Below are 14,359 nucleotides of genomic sequence, written 5' to 3'. Positions count from 1 at the left end.
GGAGAGGAGCTCGCATGCTGGGCATCGTGGCGGCCGTACTGTTCTTCATCTCTTTCCTGATCAACGCGGCGGACATCGGCACCAACGACGTGTTCTCGTCGGTCAACATCATGCTGCTGGGGCTGACCGCCCTGGCCCTCCACGTGGCCGGCGTCGGGGCGGGCATGCCCCGCAGACGCTGACCACCCTCGTCCACGGGCCTGGTGACGCAAACGTCACCAGGCCCGCGCTCGTGCGGTCTTGAGGTATCGAGAACGCATCACGCGATGCGTCAGGTGTCCGCCGGCCCGGCGTCGAGCGGGATACCGAGCCGGGCGGCGACGGTGGTGAGGGCGGCGCCCAGCGGGAGCGCGACCCGGGTGACGGCGTGCCCGTCGCCGCGGGTCGGGTCCCGGTTGATGATCAGCACCGGTGTGCCGGCCCGCTCCGCCTGGCGGACGAACCGGAGACCGGACATGACCGTCAGGGAGGAACCGAGCACCAGCAGGGAGGACGCCCGGCGCACCAGCGCGCGGCAGTGCTCGACCCGCTGGGGCGGAACCGCCTCACCGAAGAACACCACGTCCGGTTTGAGGACACCGCCGCAGACGGTGCACGGCACCACCGTGAAATCCTTGACCTGTTCGTCGGTGAGGTCGGCGTCACCGTCCGGGTTGATCGCGGCGGCCACCGGGTCGAACCCGGGGTTGGCCTCGTCCAGGCGTGCGGCCAGCTCCTCCCGGGTGCTGAAGGCACCGCAGGAGAGGCAGACGACCCGGTCCAGGCTGCCGTGGAGTTCCACGACGTCGTCGCTGCCGGCGGCCTGGTGCAGACCGTCGACGTTCTGCGTGATCACGCCCGAGAGCAGACCGTGCCGGGAGAACGCCTCCACGGCGCGGTGCCCGGCGTTGGGGCGGGCCCGGACGAAGGTGCGCCGGCCGAGGTGGCTGCGGGCCCAGTAGCGGCGCCGCGCCCCGGCCCCGGCGACGAAGTCCTGGTACGTCATCGGGGTGTGCCGGCTCAGGCTGCCGCCCGCACCCCGGTAGTCGGGGATGCCCGACTCCGTGGAGAGACCCGCGCCGCTGAGCACCAGCACGCCGCCGCGGCTCAGCGCACCGGCGACCGCCTCCAGGTCCGTGGCGGCCGGCGGCAGCTCCCCGGTCGGGGTCCAGCTCAGGGTGGGACGCATCCGCATTCCGCCAGGGTACGCAACGCCGCACCCCGGGCCGCCGTGACGTCGGTGAGCGACGCGTGGGTGAGGCAGTCGGCCCTCACGGAGCCGAGGCGGTCGCCGCACCGGCACCCGTCGCCGCATCGGCGGCCGGGGAATCGCAGGCGCCTTCCTCCGTTCCGCCCGGTGATCCGAACAAGAACCGCCTAGACGTCCGCGAGCCGGGTGGGCGGCAGGAAGTCGCGGACGTACGTCCGCTGCCACCAGGCGCCCGTCTCCCGCAGCTCCCGCCGCGTGCTGAAGCGGTAGCGGAACAGCCGGGCGCGGACGTACCGGGGCGGCGCGTCCGGCGGGAACGGGGAAGCGCGCAGCAGCCGCAGCGTGTCCCGGTCGCCCGCGAGCAGCCGCTCCACCAGCCCGCCGAACCACGGCTCGGCGTAGGCCGGCGACAGCGCGGCGAACCACATCAGCCAGTCGAGCCGCAGGTGGTACGGGGCGAACTGGCGCGGCCGGCGCCGTGGGTCGCCCGGCTTGCCGCGGAACTCGTACGCCCGCCAGTCCGCGTCCGCCCCGGGCGTCGCCGCCGAGGTGCCCTCGATGACCACCTCGTAGCGCACCCGGCTCACGCTGCCGAAGGCGCCGTAGGTGTTGACCAGGTGCAGCGGGTCGAAGGAGCGGTTCATCACCTGGCGGCGGGAGACCATGTTGCGGACCGGGCGGAGGCTGAGCAGGAGGAGCAGCGCCGACACCGCGAGGACGACCACCACGTACCACAGCGGGGGATCCGGCACCCGCGGCGCGTCGGACGGCAGGTGCAGGGCGGAGAGGGCCAGCACGATGGTGATCCAGTTCAGCCAGGCGAAGTTGCCCGACAGCACCAGCCACAGCTGGGTGAGGATCATCAGCGCGGCGGCGGCCGAGGCGACCGGCTGCGGAGCGAACAGCAGGAACGGCACCACCAGTTGGGTGACGTGGTTGGCGGCCGCCTCCACCCGGTGCAGCGGCCGGGGCAGGTGGTGGAAGAACCGGCTCAGCGGGCCGGGCATCGGCTGCGTCTCGTGATGGTGGTAGAGGCAGGTCAGGTTCCGCCAGCACGCGTCGCCCCGCATCTTGATCAGTCCCGCGCCGAACTCCACCCGGAACAGCACCCACCGCAGCAGGAACAGCACCACCACCGGCGGTGCCACCTCGTCGTTGCCCAGGAGCACGGCGAGGAACCCGACCTCCAGCAGCAGCGACTCCCAGCCGAACGCGTACCAGGTCTGCCCCACGTTGACGATCGACAGGTACAGCAGCCACGGCACCAGCCACAGCAGCATCGCGGCCCACAGCGGCACCACGGAGCCCAGCCCGGCGAGCAGGGCCGCCGACACCGCGCAGCCGGCCCAGGCCACGGCGGCGAAGAAGCGGTCCGAGTAGTACAGGTGGAACAGGCTCGGCGACCGGCGGAACGGCACCCGCGCCACGAACCGGGGCACCGGCAGCATCCCGCGCTCGCCCGTCAGCGCCCGGAACTGCAGCGCCGCCGTCAGGAAGGCGACGCCGTACAGCGCGGCCAGTGCCCGCTGGAAGAGCTCCCGGCTCAGCCAGTACTCGGTCGCGGTGAACCACTCCACGGCCGCGCCCTCCCTCCGACGTCCCGCTCGGCGCCACGGACGCTCCGTCGTACGCCACGCCCCGGCGCCTCCGGCGGCCACCACGCGGAACGGGTCACCCGCGCGGGTGAAAACGGGCGGGGCCCGCGCCGCCGCCCGTCGTCACCGGCGGGCCCGGACACGATGGCCCCGGGCCGCCCGCGGCGCGCCCCCTTCGTACCCCGCGCAGCGGTCGAAGATTCGGGTGAATCCTGGCAAGGTGGCCCCATGGCTGATCGGGGAGCGGGCGTGCTGTCACTCCCGGACGACTGGCCGGACCACCCGGACCCCATTCTGGCGCTCAACCGCATGGGCAGCTTCGACTGGGACCTGGACACCGGCGTGATGCAGATGGACGCCCAGGCCCGCGAGATCTTCGACGTGCTGCCCGAGGAGTACGACGACCGCCCCGGCACGCTGTCGGACCGGGTGCCGCCCGCCGAGGCCCAGCGGCTGGACGCGGCCGTCTCCCAGGCGCTGAAGGACGGCAGCGAGAACTACGGCGCCTACTTCCGTCTCCGCCGCCGCGACGGCAGCCTGCGCTGGACGCACACCCAGGGCTACATCCGCCGCGACGCGACCGGCCGGCCCCGCCGCATCATCGGCATCGTGCGGGACGCGACCGAGGAACTCAGGGACAGCACCGCCCGGCGCGAGCAGACCGCCCAGGAGGACGCCCGCCGCGAGCAGACCAATGTCGTCCAGCTCACCACCGCCGCCCTCGCCCACGCCCGCACCGTGCAGGACGTCATCGACGTCCTCAAGGACACCCACGGCCTCATCCACCTGGGGGCGACGAGCCTCGTCATGGGCCTGGTCGAGGCGGGCCGCATCCGGCTGATCGCCGAGGGACCCGTCGGCAGCTTCGTGCCGGGCACCCGGGTCACCGGGATCGAGGAGGCGTACCCGATGAGCGAGGCGGTACGGACCCTCGGCCCGTGCTTCATCGAATCCCCGGAGGAGTTCGCCGAGCGCTACCCGCTGCTGTGGCCGCACCTCGGCGGTCTGAACGTGACGTCGGCGGCCTATCTGCCGCTCATCGTGCAGGCCCGGCCGATCGGCGCGATGGGCCTGCTCTACAGCGACCGGCACGGCTTCTCGCCGGAGGAACGCAACATCCTCGTCGCCCTCGGCAGCAGCATCGCCCAGAGCCTCCAGCGGGCCATGTTCTACGAGCAGGAGATGGACCTCGCCCAGGGGCTCCAGCAGGCCATGCTGCCCCGCACCATCCCCAGCGTCGCCGGGGCCGACGTCGCCGTCCGCTACCGCGGCGCCACCCTCGGCGGGTCGCTCGGCCGGGACATCGGCGGCGACTGGTACGACCTGATCCCGCTGCCCGGGGGGACCACCTCGGGCGGCGGCAAGGTCGGCGCCGTCATCGGCGACGTGCAGGGCCACGACACGCACGCCGCCGCCGTCATGGGCCAGCTGCGGATCGTGCTGCGCGCCTACGCCGCCGAGGGCCACCCGCCGGCCACCGTGATGGCCCGCGCCTCCGTGTTCCTGCACGAACTCGACACCGACCGCTCAGCGACCTGCCTCTACGCCGAGGCGGACCTGTCCACCGGGGTGCTCCAGGTGGTCCGGGCCGGACACCTCGACCCCCTGGTGCGGCGCGCCGACGGCACCTGCCGCAGGGTGGCCCTGCCGGGCGGGCTGCCACTGGGGCTGTCCGCCGAGTTCGGCCGCCTGGAGTACCCGGTGGGCACCATGGAGCTCGACCCCGGCGACACGCTGCTGCTGTGCACCGACGGGCTGGTCGAGCAGCCCGGCACCGACCTCGACGAGGGCATGGAGACCCTGTCCGCGCTCGTCAGCACCGGCCCGGACGACGTCCGTGACCTCGCCGACCGGCTCATCGAGGTCGCCGACGAACGCCGCGGCGACGACGACGTGGCCCTGCTGGTGCTGCGCCGCCGCCCTCTGGACAGCCCGCGCTCCGGCGGCCGCCTCCAGCAGCACGTGGCCCCCGGCGATCCCGAGGCGCTCTCCGAGGCCCGGCGCATGATCCGCGCCGCGGTCGGCGCCTGGGGGGCACGCGACCGCGCCGACGAGATCGAACTGGCCGCCGACGAGCTGATCACCAACGCCCTGATGCACACCGAGGGCGCGGCGGTCGTCACCCTCCGCCTGCTGACCGGCGCCGAGCGGCGGCTGCGGGTGGAGGTCGAGGACTCCTCCAGCGCCCTCCCGCGCCGCCGCGACGCCGGGGAGGCCGGAGTCTCGGGGCGCGGCCTGCTGCTGGTGGACATGCTCACCGACCTGTGGGGCGTGGAGGCGCGGGGCGGCGGCAAATGCGTGTGGGGCGAGTTCTCGGTGTCCGGGCGGGCGGATCCGGACTGACCGCACCGGCCCCGGATGGGGCACTCTGGACGTATGCCGGAACTCCCCGAGGTCGAGGCGCTCAAGGACTTCCTGACCGAGCACCTCGTCGGCCACGAGATCGTGCGGGTGCTGCCCGTGGCGGTCAGCGTCCTGAAGACCTACGCCCCGCCCCTGTCGGCCGTCGAGGGCCGGGAGGTCACCGCCGTGCACCGGTACGGCAAGTTCCTGGGGCTTCAGACGGACGGCGGCCCGCACCTCGTCACCCACCTGGCGCGCGCGGGCTGGCTCCAGTGGCGCGACCCCCTGCCGAGCGGCCCGCCCCGGCCCGGGAAGGGGCCGCTGGCGCTGCGTGTGGCCCTGGAGACCGGTGCGGGCTTCGACCTCACCGAGGCGGGGACGCAGAAGCGGCTCGCGGTGTACGTGGTGGCGGATCCGGCGGACGTGCCCGGCGTCGCACGCCTGGGCCCCGATCCGCTCGCCGACGACTTCGACGAGGAGCGCCTGGCCGGGCTGCTGTCGGGGGAGCGGCGGCAGCTGAAGGGAGCGCTGCGCGACCAGAGCCTGATCGCGGGCGTCGGCAACGCCTACAGCGACGAGATCCTGCACACGGCCCGCATGTCCCCGTTCAAGCCGACCGCCTCGCTCACGGAGGCCGAGACGGCCCGCCTGTACGAGGCGCTGCGCACCACCCTCACCGAGGCGGTGGAGCGTTCCCGGGGGATCGCGGCGGGCCGGCTGAAGGCGGAGAAGAAGAGCGGTCTGCGGGTGCACGGCCGCACCGGCGAGGCGTGCCCGGTGTGCGGCGACACCATCCGCGAGGTGTCCTTCAGCGACTCGTCGCTGCAGTACTGCCCCACCTGCCAGACGGGCGGCAAGCCGCTGGCCGACCGCAGGCTCTCCCGCCTGCTGAAGTGAGGCCCCTCCCGGCGGCGCGGTGTCAGCGGGGCCGCAGGGTGACCAGGTGCTCGCCCTCGGAGGTGCGGACCTCGTAGCGGGCGATCTGCGTGGAGCGGAGGGTGGAGCCGGCGACCATGGTGTGCGCCCGGCCGTCCCGGTCGGGCACCCGCCAGTTGGTGACGGTCTCCTCGGAGCCGTCGCGGCCCACCACGACCAGGTGGCAGGTGCGAGGGCCCGCGCCGTCCTTGACCTGCACCTCGATGCTGCTGCCCCAGGCCTCGTCGTCGGAGGTGACCTGGGCCCAGACCCCGGTGCGGGTGTCGGTCGCGGCGACGCTCCCGGACCCGCCGTCGCCGCCGGCGGCCACGATCGCGACGGCCGGGGCGGACACCGCGAACACCACCGAGGCGGCGAGCGCCAGCAGCAGCCGGCGCCGTCCCGCCCGGTGGCGGGTGGCCACCTCCGCGAGCAGCCGGTCCAGCATCCTGGGCCCCGGCTTGGCCAGGGGGTGCACCAGCCGCGGGGTGGAGCGCCGGTACAACATCAACTGACGCGTTGCCGGGCCGAATTCGGTCACCTGGGCAGCGCAGCTGGGGCACTCCATGAGGTGGTCCTCGAAGCGGAATGCCTCCGCCTCGTCCAGCACGCCGAGCGCATAGGCGCCGACGTCGCGATGCCTTTCCAGGGACCTCATGCCGAATCCTCGTGCCGTTGGGTGCGGGTGGGGTTACTCCTTGCTCCCACCGGTACGCACCGGGCAGCGGAATCACTCAAGCAGCACACCGAATCGTGACCAAAGGATTCGGAGCCGTCCGGCCCGCGGATTGGTCGGTTTTCCGCCGGGTCGGAAGACGGGTCTAGAACAGGTGGATGGCGAGGTGGCCGAGCGGCAGTCCCAGCTGCCAGGCCGGAGTCCACACCTTCGGCCCCTCGTCCTCCCCGGCCCCCGCCGCACCGCCCGGCACCGCGTTGAGGTCGGGCGCCAGCAGTTCCGTCTCCTGGAGCCAGCGCCAGGCGGCCCGGGCCAGCGCCAGGTCGGGGTCGGGGCGTGTCCGGCGGGCCGCGGCGTCGGCCGACAGGTCGGCCAGGCGCTCTTCCACCCACTCCTGCCACGGCTGGTCGTAGGCGGTCAGCGACAGCCAGGTCTCCAGCTGGGTGATCACCCGGATGCCGGAGAGCTCGCGGTCGGTGTCGGACAGGAAGACGGTCAGCGCCAGCGCGTCCCGGCCGGCCCGGAACTCGAAGGACGTCGGCGGCATCAGGTCGCCGCTGCGCAGCAGTTCGTCGGCGATGTACTCGGCGTACAACCAGGCCATGGGGACGACGAGTTGGCCGTCCCCCGGCCCTTCCGTGCTCTCTTGACCTCTGTGCAGCATCCCTTCCAGCCTTCCTCCGTCACGTGCGCGTCGCCCGAAGCCGGGCCCCCGTTTCCGGAACACGGATGAGGACAGCCGATTACTCAACAGGGGCAATCGGCAAGGCGCTTTACGGAGGTTTGACTCAGCCGCCGGTTTCACCGCAGGTCGGCGGCGTATCCCGGAAGCACCCGGCGCAGGGCGCGCAGCGCGTAGAACGCGCGGGACTTCACAGTACCGGCAGGGATGCCGAGGGCCGCCGCGGCTTCCGCCACACTCGCCCCCTGGAAGTACACCAGCACCAGGACTTCACGGTGCTCCGGAGTGAGTGTCTTCACAGCCTCGCGGACGTCGAGGGCGGCGGCGGCCCGCTCGGCGTGGTCGGAGATGACGCGGGCGTTCTCCAGCACGGCGTCGCCGACCTCGGCGGGCCGGGCCTGGCGGGCCCGTCGGGCGTCGATGGCGAGCCGCCGGGCCACGGTGAGCAGCCAGGGCCGCACCGAGTCGAAGTCGTCCGCGCGCAGGGCCTCGGGGTGCTGCCAGGCGCGCACCAGCGTCTCCTGGACCAGATCCTCCGCGCGCTGCCGGTCCCCGTCGCAGAGCCGGAGCAGCAGCGCGAAGAGGGGCCGGCCGTGCTCGCGCTGCAGTGCGGCGAGCTCGTGCTCGGCGGTGGTCCCGTTCGTGAGTGTGATTCCGGCCGTCATGGCCGTATGGCAACCCACGGCGCCGCTCGAAGACAGGGCGCGCACAGGGGCGTGCGGCGGACGGTCGATCGCGTCGACGAACGGTTCGACGAACGGTTGAGGCGGCCGTTCCGGCACGCCGGACGGCCTGTTGAGCGTGTCGGAGCGACAGGAGCCCGCTGTCAGATTTGTATCTGATTGTCCGTAAATATGACTACAGCGGGGTGAAGTGATGCTCACACGCAGTCGACGGCTGGCCCTGGCCCTGACCGTCGTCCTCGCGACCGGCGCGGCCTGTCAGGCCCGGGACCACCGAGGGGCGGAATCCGGCCATCCCGCCCCCGCTCCGGCGGCCCGGAGCTTCACCCTGGTCGCCTCCGGGGACGTGCTGCCCCACACGTCGGTCATCGACCGCGCCCGCTTCGACGCCGGCGGCACGGGCCACGACTTCCGCCCGATGCTCGCCGGGATCCGCTCCGTCGTCGCCGGCGCCGACCTGGCGCTGTGTCACATGGAGACCGTCTACGGCGAGAACGGCGACTACACCGGCTACCCCACCTTCAAGTCCCCGCCCGAGGTCGCCCGCGGCCTGGCCGCCACCGGCTACGACGGCTGCTCCACCGCCTCCAACCACACCCTCGACGACGGCGCCGACGGCATCCGCCGCACCCTGGACGCCCTCGACCGCGCGGGCGTACGGCACGCCGGGTCGGCCCGCACCGAACAGGAGTCCCGCGCGGTCACCGTGCTGCGTGCGGGCACCGCCCGGGTCGCCCACCTGGCCTACACCTACGACACCAACGGCATCCCGCTGCCCCCCGGACAGCCCTGGGCCGTCGACCTCATCGACGAGTCCCGCATCGTCGCCGACGCGCGCGCCGCCCGCACGGCGGGAGCCGACGTGGTCGTCGTCTCCGTGCACTGGGGCACCGAATGGCAGGAGGCCCCCGACGAGCAGCAGATCACCCTCGCCCGTTCCCTCACCGCCGCCCGCGCCGGCGAGCGCCCCGCCATCGACCTCCTCCTCGGCACCCACGCCCACGTCCCGCAGGCGTACGAGAAGGTCAACGGCACCTGGGTGATCTACGGCATGGGCGACCAGATCGCCGGCGAGATGGTCAACCACGACGGGATCAAGGACCCGCGCGGCAACCAGTCCACACTGGGCCGGTTCACCTTCGCCCCGCCCGCCCGGCCCGGGGAGCGCTGGCAGGTCACCCGGGCCGAGTTCGTCCCGCAGCTGTTCGACGTGGACGCCGGGCGCGTCGTCAACCTCAACCGGGCCCTCGACCGGGGCGCCGAGGTGAAGGCCGTCCGCGACCGGATCCGCACCGTCGTCCTCAGCCGGGGCGCGGCACAGGACGGACTCGTCATGGGGGAGTAGGCACCCCCGCCCGCACCCGCCCGCCCGCCGCCCGCACCGCCCCGGCGCCACCGCGCCACCGGCCGGCGGGGCGGGGACGGGCGGGCCCTACGGCACCACCGTCACCGGCCAGCGCCCCGTCTTCACCAGCCGCACCGCGACCGAGCCGACGAACCGGTGCCCCGCCTTCTCCGACGCGCCCACGACCACCGCGTCCGCCCGCAGATCGTCGGCCGCCTTCACCAGGCCGTTGTACGGATCGCCACGGAACGTGTGGAACTGCCAGCGCGGCGCGGACAGGTCCCGCACCCGCTGCGCCGCCTCCCGGATCTGCCTCACCAGCTCGTCCGCGATCTCGTCGGTCGCGTCCGCCGCCGGCGCCCCGAGCGCCACCCCCGCCGCCATCACCGGCCGGACGTACACCGCCGCCAGCATCGCGCTCTGCCGCCGGGCCAGCCCCAGGGCATAGGCCGCCGCGCGCATCGACGACTCCGAGCCGTCCACCCCCACCACGATCACCTTCGGACCGTCGGTACCCCGTTCGAACCGTCGCGCCTGCGATTCCGTCACGTGTGCGAGGCTATCGGACCCCCGGCGAGGGCACCGGTGTCCCGGCCCGCGCGGCGACGGCCCCGCCCGCTCGACGGGCGAGGCGGCGAAGGTGTTCCTAGAGTCGAAACATGAGTGCCACCGTGGACGCCGGTACGGCCCGGGACACCAAGGCGCCGGTACGCCGGCCCGGCCGCCTGTTCCCCGGCCGGGTCCCCCAGGCCTTCGCGGTCTTCTTCGCCGCACTCGGGATCCTGTGCGTCCTGCTCGCCGTCATCCCGCCCCTGCGCACCGGGCTGCGTCCCCTCATCGACGTGCTGGAACTGCTCCTGGTGCCGGTCAGCGCCAACCTCGCCTACGCGGTCTTCCTCTTCCTGCTGGCCGCCGCGACCGCCGCCCGCAAGAAGATCGCCTGGTGGCTGGTGGTCGTCTACCTCGGCCTGCTCCTGCTCGCCGACGTGATCGGCATCGCGTCCGGCCTCTACGCCGACTCCCTCCCCTCCTTCGCCGTCTGCGCCGTCGCGCTCGCCGTGCTGATCGTGGCCCGCGGCGAGTTCTACGCCCTCTCCCGGCACGGCGCCGTGCGCCGTGCGCTGGCCGTCCTGGTCGCCGGCCTCGTCGTCGCCGTCCTGGCGGGCTGGGGACTGGTCGCCCTGTTCCCCGGCGGCCTCCCGCGCGGCCAGAGCCTGGCCTGGGCCGCCAACCGCGTCCTCGGCGGGCTCGTCCCCGCCGACACCTTCGACGGCAGCCCGCCACGCCCCCTGTTCTTCGTGCTCGGCCTGTTCGGCGCGCTCGCCCTGCTCAACGCCGCCGCCACCCTGTTCCGCTCCCAGCGCCTGGAAGCCGCCCTGCACGGTGACGAGGAGACCCGCATCCGCGCCCTCCTGCGCGCCTACGGCGATCAGGACTCCCTCGGCTACTTCGCCACCCGCCGGGACAAGGCCGTCGTCTTCTCGCCCAGCGGCAAGGCCGCCGTCACCTACCGCGTCGAGACCGGCGTCTGCCTCGGCAGCGGCGACCCCGTCGGCGACCGCGAGGCCTGGCCGCACGCCATCGACGCCTGGCTGGAGGTCGCCCGCCGCCACGCCTGGACACCCGCCGTGATGGGTGCGTCCGAGGAGGGCGCCCGCGCCTACGTGCGGGCCGGGCTCGGCGCGCTCCAGCTCGGCGACGAGGCGATCCTGCACGTCGCCGACTTCGACCTCGGCGGACGGGACATGCGGGTCACCCGGCAGGCCGTCAACCGGGTGCGGCGCACCGGCGCCGGCTGCCGGGTGCGCCGCCACTCCGCCCTCTCCGAGGAGGAGATGCGGGAGATCGTCGACAAGGCCGACGCCTGGCGCGACACCGAGACCGAGCGCGGCTTCTCCATGGCCCTGGACCGCCTCGGCGACCCCGCCGACGGCGACTGCCTCCTGGTGGAGGCGCACGACGCCGACGGCCGGCTGCTCGCCCTGCTGTCCTTCGTCCCCTGGGGCCGCGACGGCGTCTCCCTGGACCTGATGCGCCGGGACCGCGAGGCCCCCAACGGCGTCACCGAGTTCATGATCGCCGAACTGTGCGCCGCCGCCCCCAAACTGGGCGTCCGCCGGGTCTCCCTCAACTTCGCCGTGTTCCGCTCCGTGTTCGAGGAGGGCGCCCGCATCGGCGCCGGACCGGTGCTGCGGATCTGGCGGCGCCTGCTGCTGTTCTTCTCCCGCTGGTGGCAGCTGGAGGCGCTGTACCGCTCCAACGCCAAGTACCACCCCGAGTGGTACCCCCGCTTCCTCTGCTACGGGGAGGCCGCCTCCCTCGCCCGGGTCGGCCTCGCCTCCGCCGTCGCCGAGGGGTTCGTCCGCGTGCCGTCCCTGCGCGAGCTCCGTGAGAAGGGGCGCCCCAGGGCCGGACAGCGGCCCGCGACGACCGAGGGCCTGCCGTCCCTGGCGGCGCTCGGCCTCGACGGAGGGGACGAGACCGAGCCCGCCGACCCCCTCGCCCACCTGCCCGACCAGGTCCGCGTCCGGCACCGCAAGCTGGACCGGCTGCGCGCCCAGGGCATCGACCCCTACCCCGTCGGCGTCCCCGCCCGCACCCACACCCTCGCCGGCATCCGGCCCGGCCAGGACGTCACCGTCACCGGCCGCGTCATGCTCGTGCGCGACTTCGGCGGCATCGTCTTCGTCGTCCTGCGGGACTGGTCCGGACAGCACCAGCTCGCCCTCACCCGCGACGGCTCCGGCGCCGCCCTCGACCGCTTCACCGCCGACACCGACATCGGCGACCACATCAGCGCCACCGGCCGCGCCGGGGTCAGCGACAGCGGCGAACCGACCGTCTTCGTCACCTCCTGGCAGCTCGTCGGCAAGTGCCTGCGCCCCCTGCCCGACAAACGGCGCGGCCTCGCCGACCCCGAGGCCAGGGTGCGCCGCCGCTACCTCGACCTGGTGGCGAGCCCCGACGCCCGCGACGTCGTCCGGCGCCGCTCCACCGCCGTCCAGGCCCTGCGTCAGGGCCTGCTGGAGCGCGGCTTCCTCGAGGTCGAGACGCCGATGCTGCAGCAGATCCACGGCGGCGCCAACGCCCGCCCCTTCACCACCCACATCAACGCCTACGACCTCGACCTGTACCTGCGCATCGCCCCCGAGCTGTACCTGAAGCGGCTGTGCGTCGGCGGCATGGAGAAGGTCTTCGAGATGGGCCGCACCTTCCGCAACGAGGGCGTCTCCTACAAGCACAACCCCGAGTTCACGATGCTGGAGGCCTACCAGGCGCACGCCGACTACGACGTGATGCTCGACCTCGTGCGCGAACTCATCCAGGGCGCCGCGACCGCCGCCTTCGGCACCCCGGTCGCCCACAAGGACGGCAAGGAGTACGACATCTCCGGCACCTGGCCCGTCAAGACCGTGCACGGCGCCATCAGCGAGGCACTCGGCGAGGAGATCGGCCCCGGCACCGGACTGCCCGAGCTGCTCCGGCTCTGCGACCGCGCCGGCGTGCCGTACACCGACGACGACACCCCCGGCGACGTCGTCCTGGAGATGTACGAGCGGCTGGTCGAGGAGAAGACGCAACTGCCCACCTTCTACAAGGACTTCCCCACTGACGTCTCCCCCCTGACCCGCGAGCACCGCACCGACCCGCGGCTCGCCGAACGCTGGGACCTGGTGGCCTTCGGCACCGAGCTGGGCACCGCCTACTCCGAACTCACCGACCCCGTCGAACAGCGCCGGCGGCTCACCGCGCAGTCCCTGCTCGCCGCGGGCGGCGACCCCGAGGCGATGGAACTCGACGAGGACTTCCTCGACGCCCTGGAGTACGCCATGCCGCCCACCGGCGGCCTCGGCATCGGCGTCGACCGCCTCGTCATGTTCCTCACCGGACTGACCATCCGCGAGACGCTGCCTTTCCCCCTGGTGCGCCGCCGCTGACCCGCACCCGCCCGCACCGGCCGGGAGACGGGCCCGCCCACTGGGCCAAGCGGGTTGAATCGTGCCGCCACACCGGTGTCGCGGCCGAGCGCCGGGCCCCCGCCGGGCGACTGATGACTCATGAAGAAGGATCAGTTGCTCACCCGGCGCCGGGCGTTGATCACCGGTGCCGCCGCAGTGGGAGCGGCCGGCGCGGCGGGCCTGTTCACGACGTTCACCGGGAACAAGGCAGCACCGCCCCCCGCCCCGCCCGTCGCCGGAGCCCCGGCCGCCCGCCCGCTGAGGCCCTCCGAGTACCGCCTCCAGCCCCTGACCGGATACGGCACCCCGCGCGCCGTGCCCGCCCGGCCCCCGGTGCGCAGCGAACCGCTGCTGCGGGTGTCCGGCCGCGGCCGCACCATGGTGCTGACCTTCGACGACGGTCCCGACCCCCGCTACACCCCCGCCATCCTGGACACGCTCGCCGAGTACGACGTGCGGGCCATGTTCTTCGTGTGCGGCGAGATGGCCTCCTACCACAAGGAACTGCTGGCCCGCATGGCCGAGGAGGGCCACACCGTCGGCAACCACACCTGGTCCCACCCCCTGCTCACCAAGCTCTCCGGCAGCCGCATCCGCTCCGAGATGGAACGCACCAGCGACGTCATCGAGGAGGGCTACGGCGAACGGCCGCAATGGTTCCGGGCCCCCTACGGCGCCTGGAACCGGACCGCGTTCCGGCTCGGCGCCGAACTGGGCATGGAGCCCCTGGCCTGGACCGTCGACACCCTGGACTGGACCGAGCCCGGCGCCCGCACCATCGTCGGCCGGGTGAAAAACGGCGCCGCCCCCGGCGTCGTGGTGCTCTCCCACGACGCCGGGGGCGACCGCTCGCAGAGCGTCCGCGCCCTGCGCGACTACCTGCCCGGGCTGCTCGACTCCGGCTACCACATCACCGTGCCGCGCCCCACGTACGCCTGAGCGGCCCCGCCCGCCGGGCCGGGGCCGCGCGGC

General features: G+C 73.6%; 12 protein-coding genes. 6 read left to right on the top strand and 6 right to left on the bottom strand.

Features of this window, described 5'->3' with window-relative positions; genetic code table 11:
• The first annotated feature begins 14 nt into the window (after positions 1–14).
• Entirely contained in the window at positions 15–182 is a 168-nt protein-coding gene (locus tag ACIRPP_RS09815; RefSeq protein WP_192231460.1) for a hypothetical protein, read from the top strand.
• Between the two features lie 89 nt (positions 183–271).
• Here the strand turns inward: ACIRPP_RS09815 and ACIRPP_RS09810 are convergent, their stop codons facing one another.
• Entirely contained in the window at positions 272–1,174 is a 903-nt protein-coding gene (locus ACIRPP_RS09810; protein WP_403639585.1) for an NAD-dependent protein deacetylase, read from the bottom strand.
• A gap of 182 nt (positions 1,175–1,356) precedes the next feature.
• Entirely contained in the window at positions 1,357–2,766 is a 1,410-nt protein-coding gene (locus ACIRPP_RS09805) for a lipase maturation factor family protein (protein ID WP_403639582.1), read from the bottom strand.
• Positions 2,767–3,012: 246 nt separating this feature from the next.
• Here ACIRPP_RS09805 and ACIRPP_RS09800 point away from each other — a divergent pair, with 246 nt between their 5' ends.
• Positions 3,013–5,127 (top strand): SpoIIE family protein phosphatase, encoded by a 2,115-nt coding sequence (locus ACIRPP_RS09800; RefSeq protein WP_403639579.1) that lies wholly within the window; start codon positions 3,013–3,015, stop codon positions 5,125–5,127.
• Between the two features lie 33 nt (positions 5,128–5,160).
• Positions 5,161–6,024 carry an Fpg/Nei family DNA glycosylase gene (locus tag ACIRPP_RS09795; protein ID WP_403639576.1) on the top strand — a complete coding sequence of 288 codons (864 nt, stop codon included), beginning with the start codon at positions 5,161–5,163 and terminating at the stop codon, positions 6,022–6,024.
• Between the two features lie 22 nt (positions 6,025–6,046).
• On the opposite strand, the gene ACIRPP_RS09790 is transcribed toward ACIRPP_RS09795, so the two are convergent.
• The 3 genes from ACIRPP_RS09790 to ACIRPP_RS09780 all read right to left on the bottom strand — a co-directional run bounded on the left by ACIRPP_RS09790 (position 6,047) and on the right by ACIRPP_RS09780 (position 8,065).
• Positions 6,047–6,700 carry a zf-HC2 domain-containing protein gene (locus ACIRPP_RS09790; RefSeq protein ID WP_403639573.1) on the bottom strand — a complete coding sequence of 218 codons (654 nt, stop codon included), beginning with the start codon at positions 6,698–6,700 and terminating at the stop codon, positions 6,047–6,049.
• Between the two features lie 163 nt (positions 6,701–6,863).
• The gene (locus tag ACIRPP_RS09785; protein ID WP_403639570.1) at positions 6,864–7,382 is read right to left on the bottom strand and encodes a hypothetical protein; all 519 of its coding nucleotides are present in this window, start codon (positions 7,380–7,382) and stop codon (positions 6,864–6,866) included.
• A 137-nt stretch (positions 7,383–7,519) separates the two neighbouring features.
• Positions 7,520–8,065 (bottom strand): sigma-70 family RNA polymerase sigma factor, encoded by a 546-nt coding sequence (locus tag ACIRPP_RS09780; protein ID WP_164338335.1) that lies wholly within the window; start codon positions 8,063–8,065, stop codon positions 7,520–7,522.
• A gap of 211 nt (positions 8,066–8,276) precedes the next feature.
• Between ACIRPP_RS09780 and ACIRPP_RS09775 the strand changes: the two genes are divergently transcribed.
• Positions 8,277–9,428 carry a CapA family protein gene (locus tag ACIRPP_RS09775; RefSeq protein WP_403639567.1) on the top strand — a complete coding sequence of 384 codons (1,152 nt, stop codon included), beginning with the start codon at positions 8,277–8,279 and terminating at the stop codon, positions 9,426–9,428.
• Positions 9,429–9,515: 87 nt separating this feature from the next.
• On the opposite strand, the gene ACIRPP_RS09770 is transcribed toward ACIRPP_RS09775, so the two are convergent.
• Positions 9,516–9,977, bottom strand: a complete 462-nt coding sequence (locus ACIRPP_RS09770) for a universal stress protein (protein ID WP_403639564.1) — start codon at positions 9,975–9,977, stop codon at positions 9,516–9,518.
• Positions 9,978–10,087: 110 nt separating this feature from the next.
• On the opposite strand from ACIRPP_RS09770, the gene lysX reads away from it, so the two are divergent.
• Both lysX and ACIRPP_RS09760 read left to right on the top strand, forming a co-directional pair.
• On the top strand, positions 10,088–13,366 hold the full coding sequence (lysX, locus tag ACIRPP_RS09765; RefSeq protein WP_403639562.1) for a bifunctional lysylphosphatidylglycerol synthetase/lysine--tRNA ligase LysX: 3,279 nt from the start codon (positions 10,088–10,090) through the stop codon (positions 13,364–13,366).
• Between the two features lie 120 nt (positions 13,367–13,486).
• Positions 13,487–14,326: a polysaccharide deacetylase family protein gene (locus ACIRPP_RS09760; RefSeq protein WP_403639559.1), complete on the top strand. Its 840-nt coding sequence runs from the start codon at positions 13,487–13,489 to the stop codon at positions 14,324–14,326.
• Positions 14,327–14,359 lie beyond the last annotated feature (33 nt).

Source organism: Streptomyces sp. NPDC101219 (assembly GCF_044767675.1).
Lineage (GTDB): Bacteria > Actinomycetota > Actinomycetes > Streptomycetales > Streptomycetaceae > Streptomyces.
The sequence above is the reverse complement of the archived record's forward strand: the minus strand, read 5'-3'. Positions and strand labels throughout refer to the sequence as shown.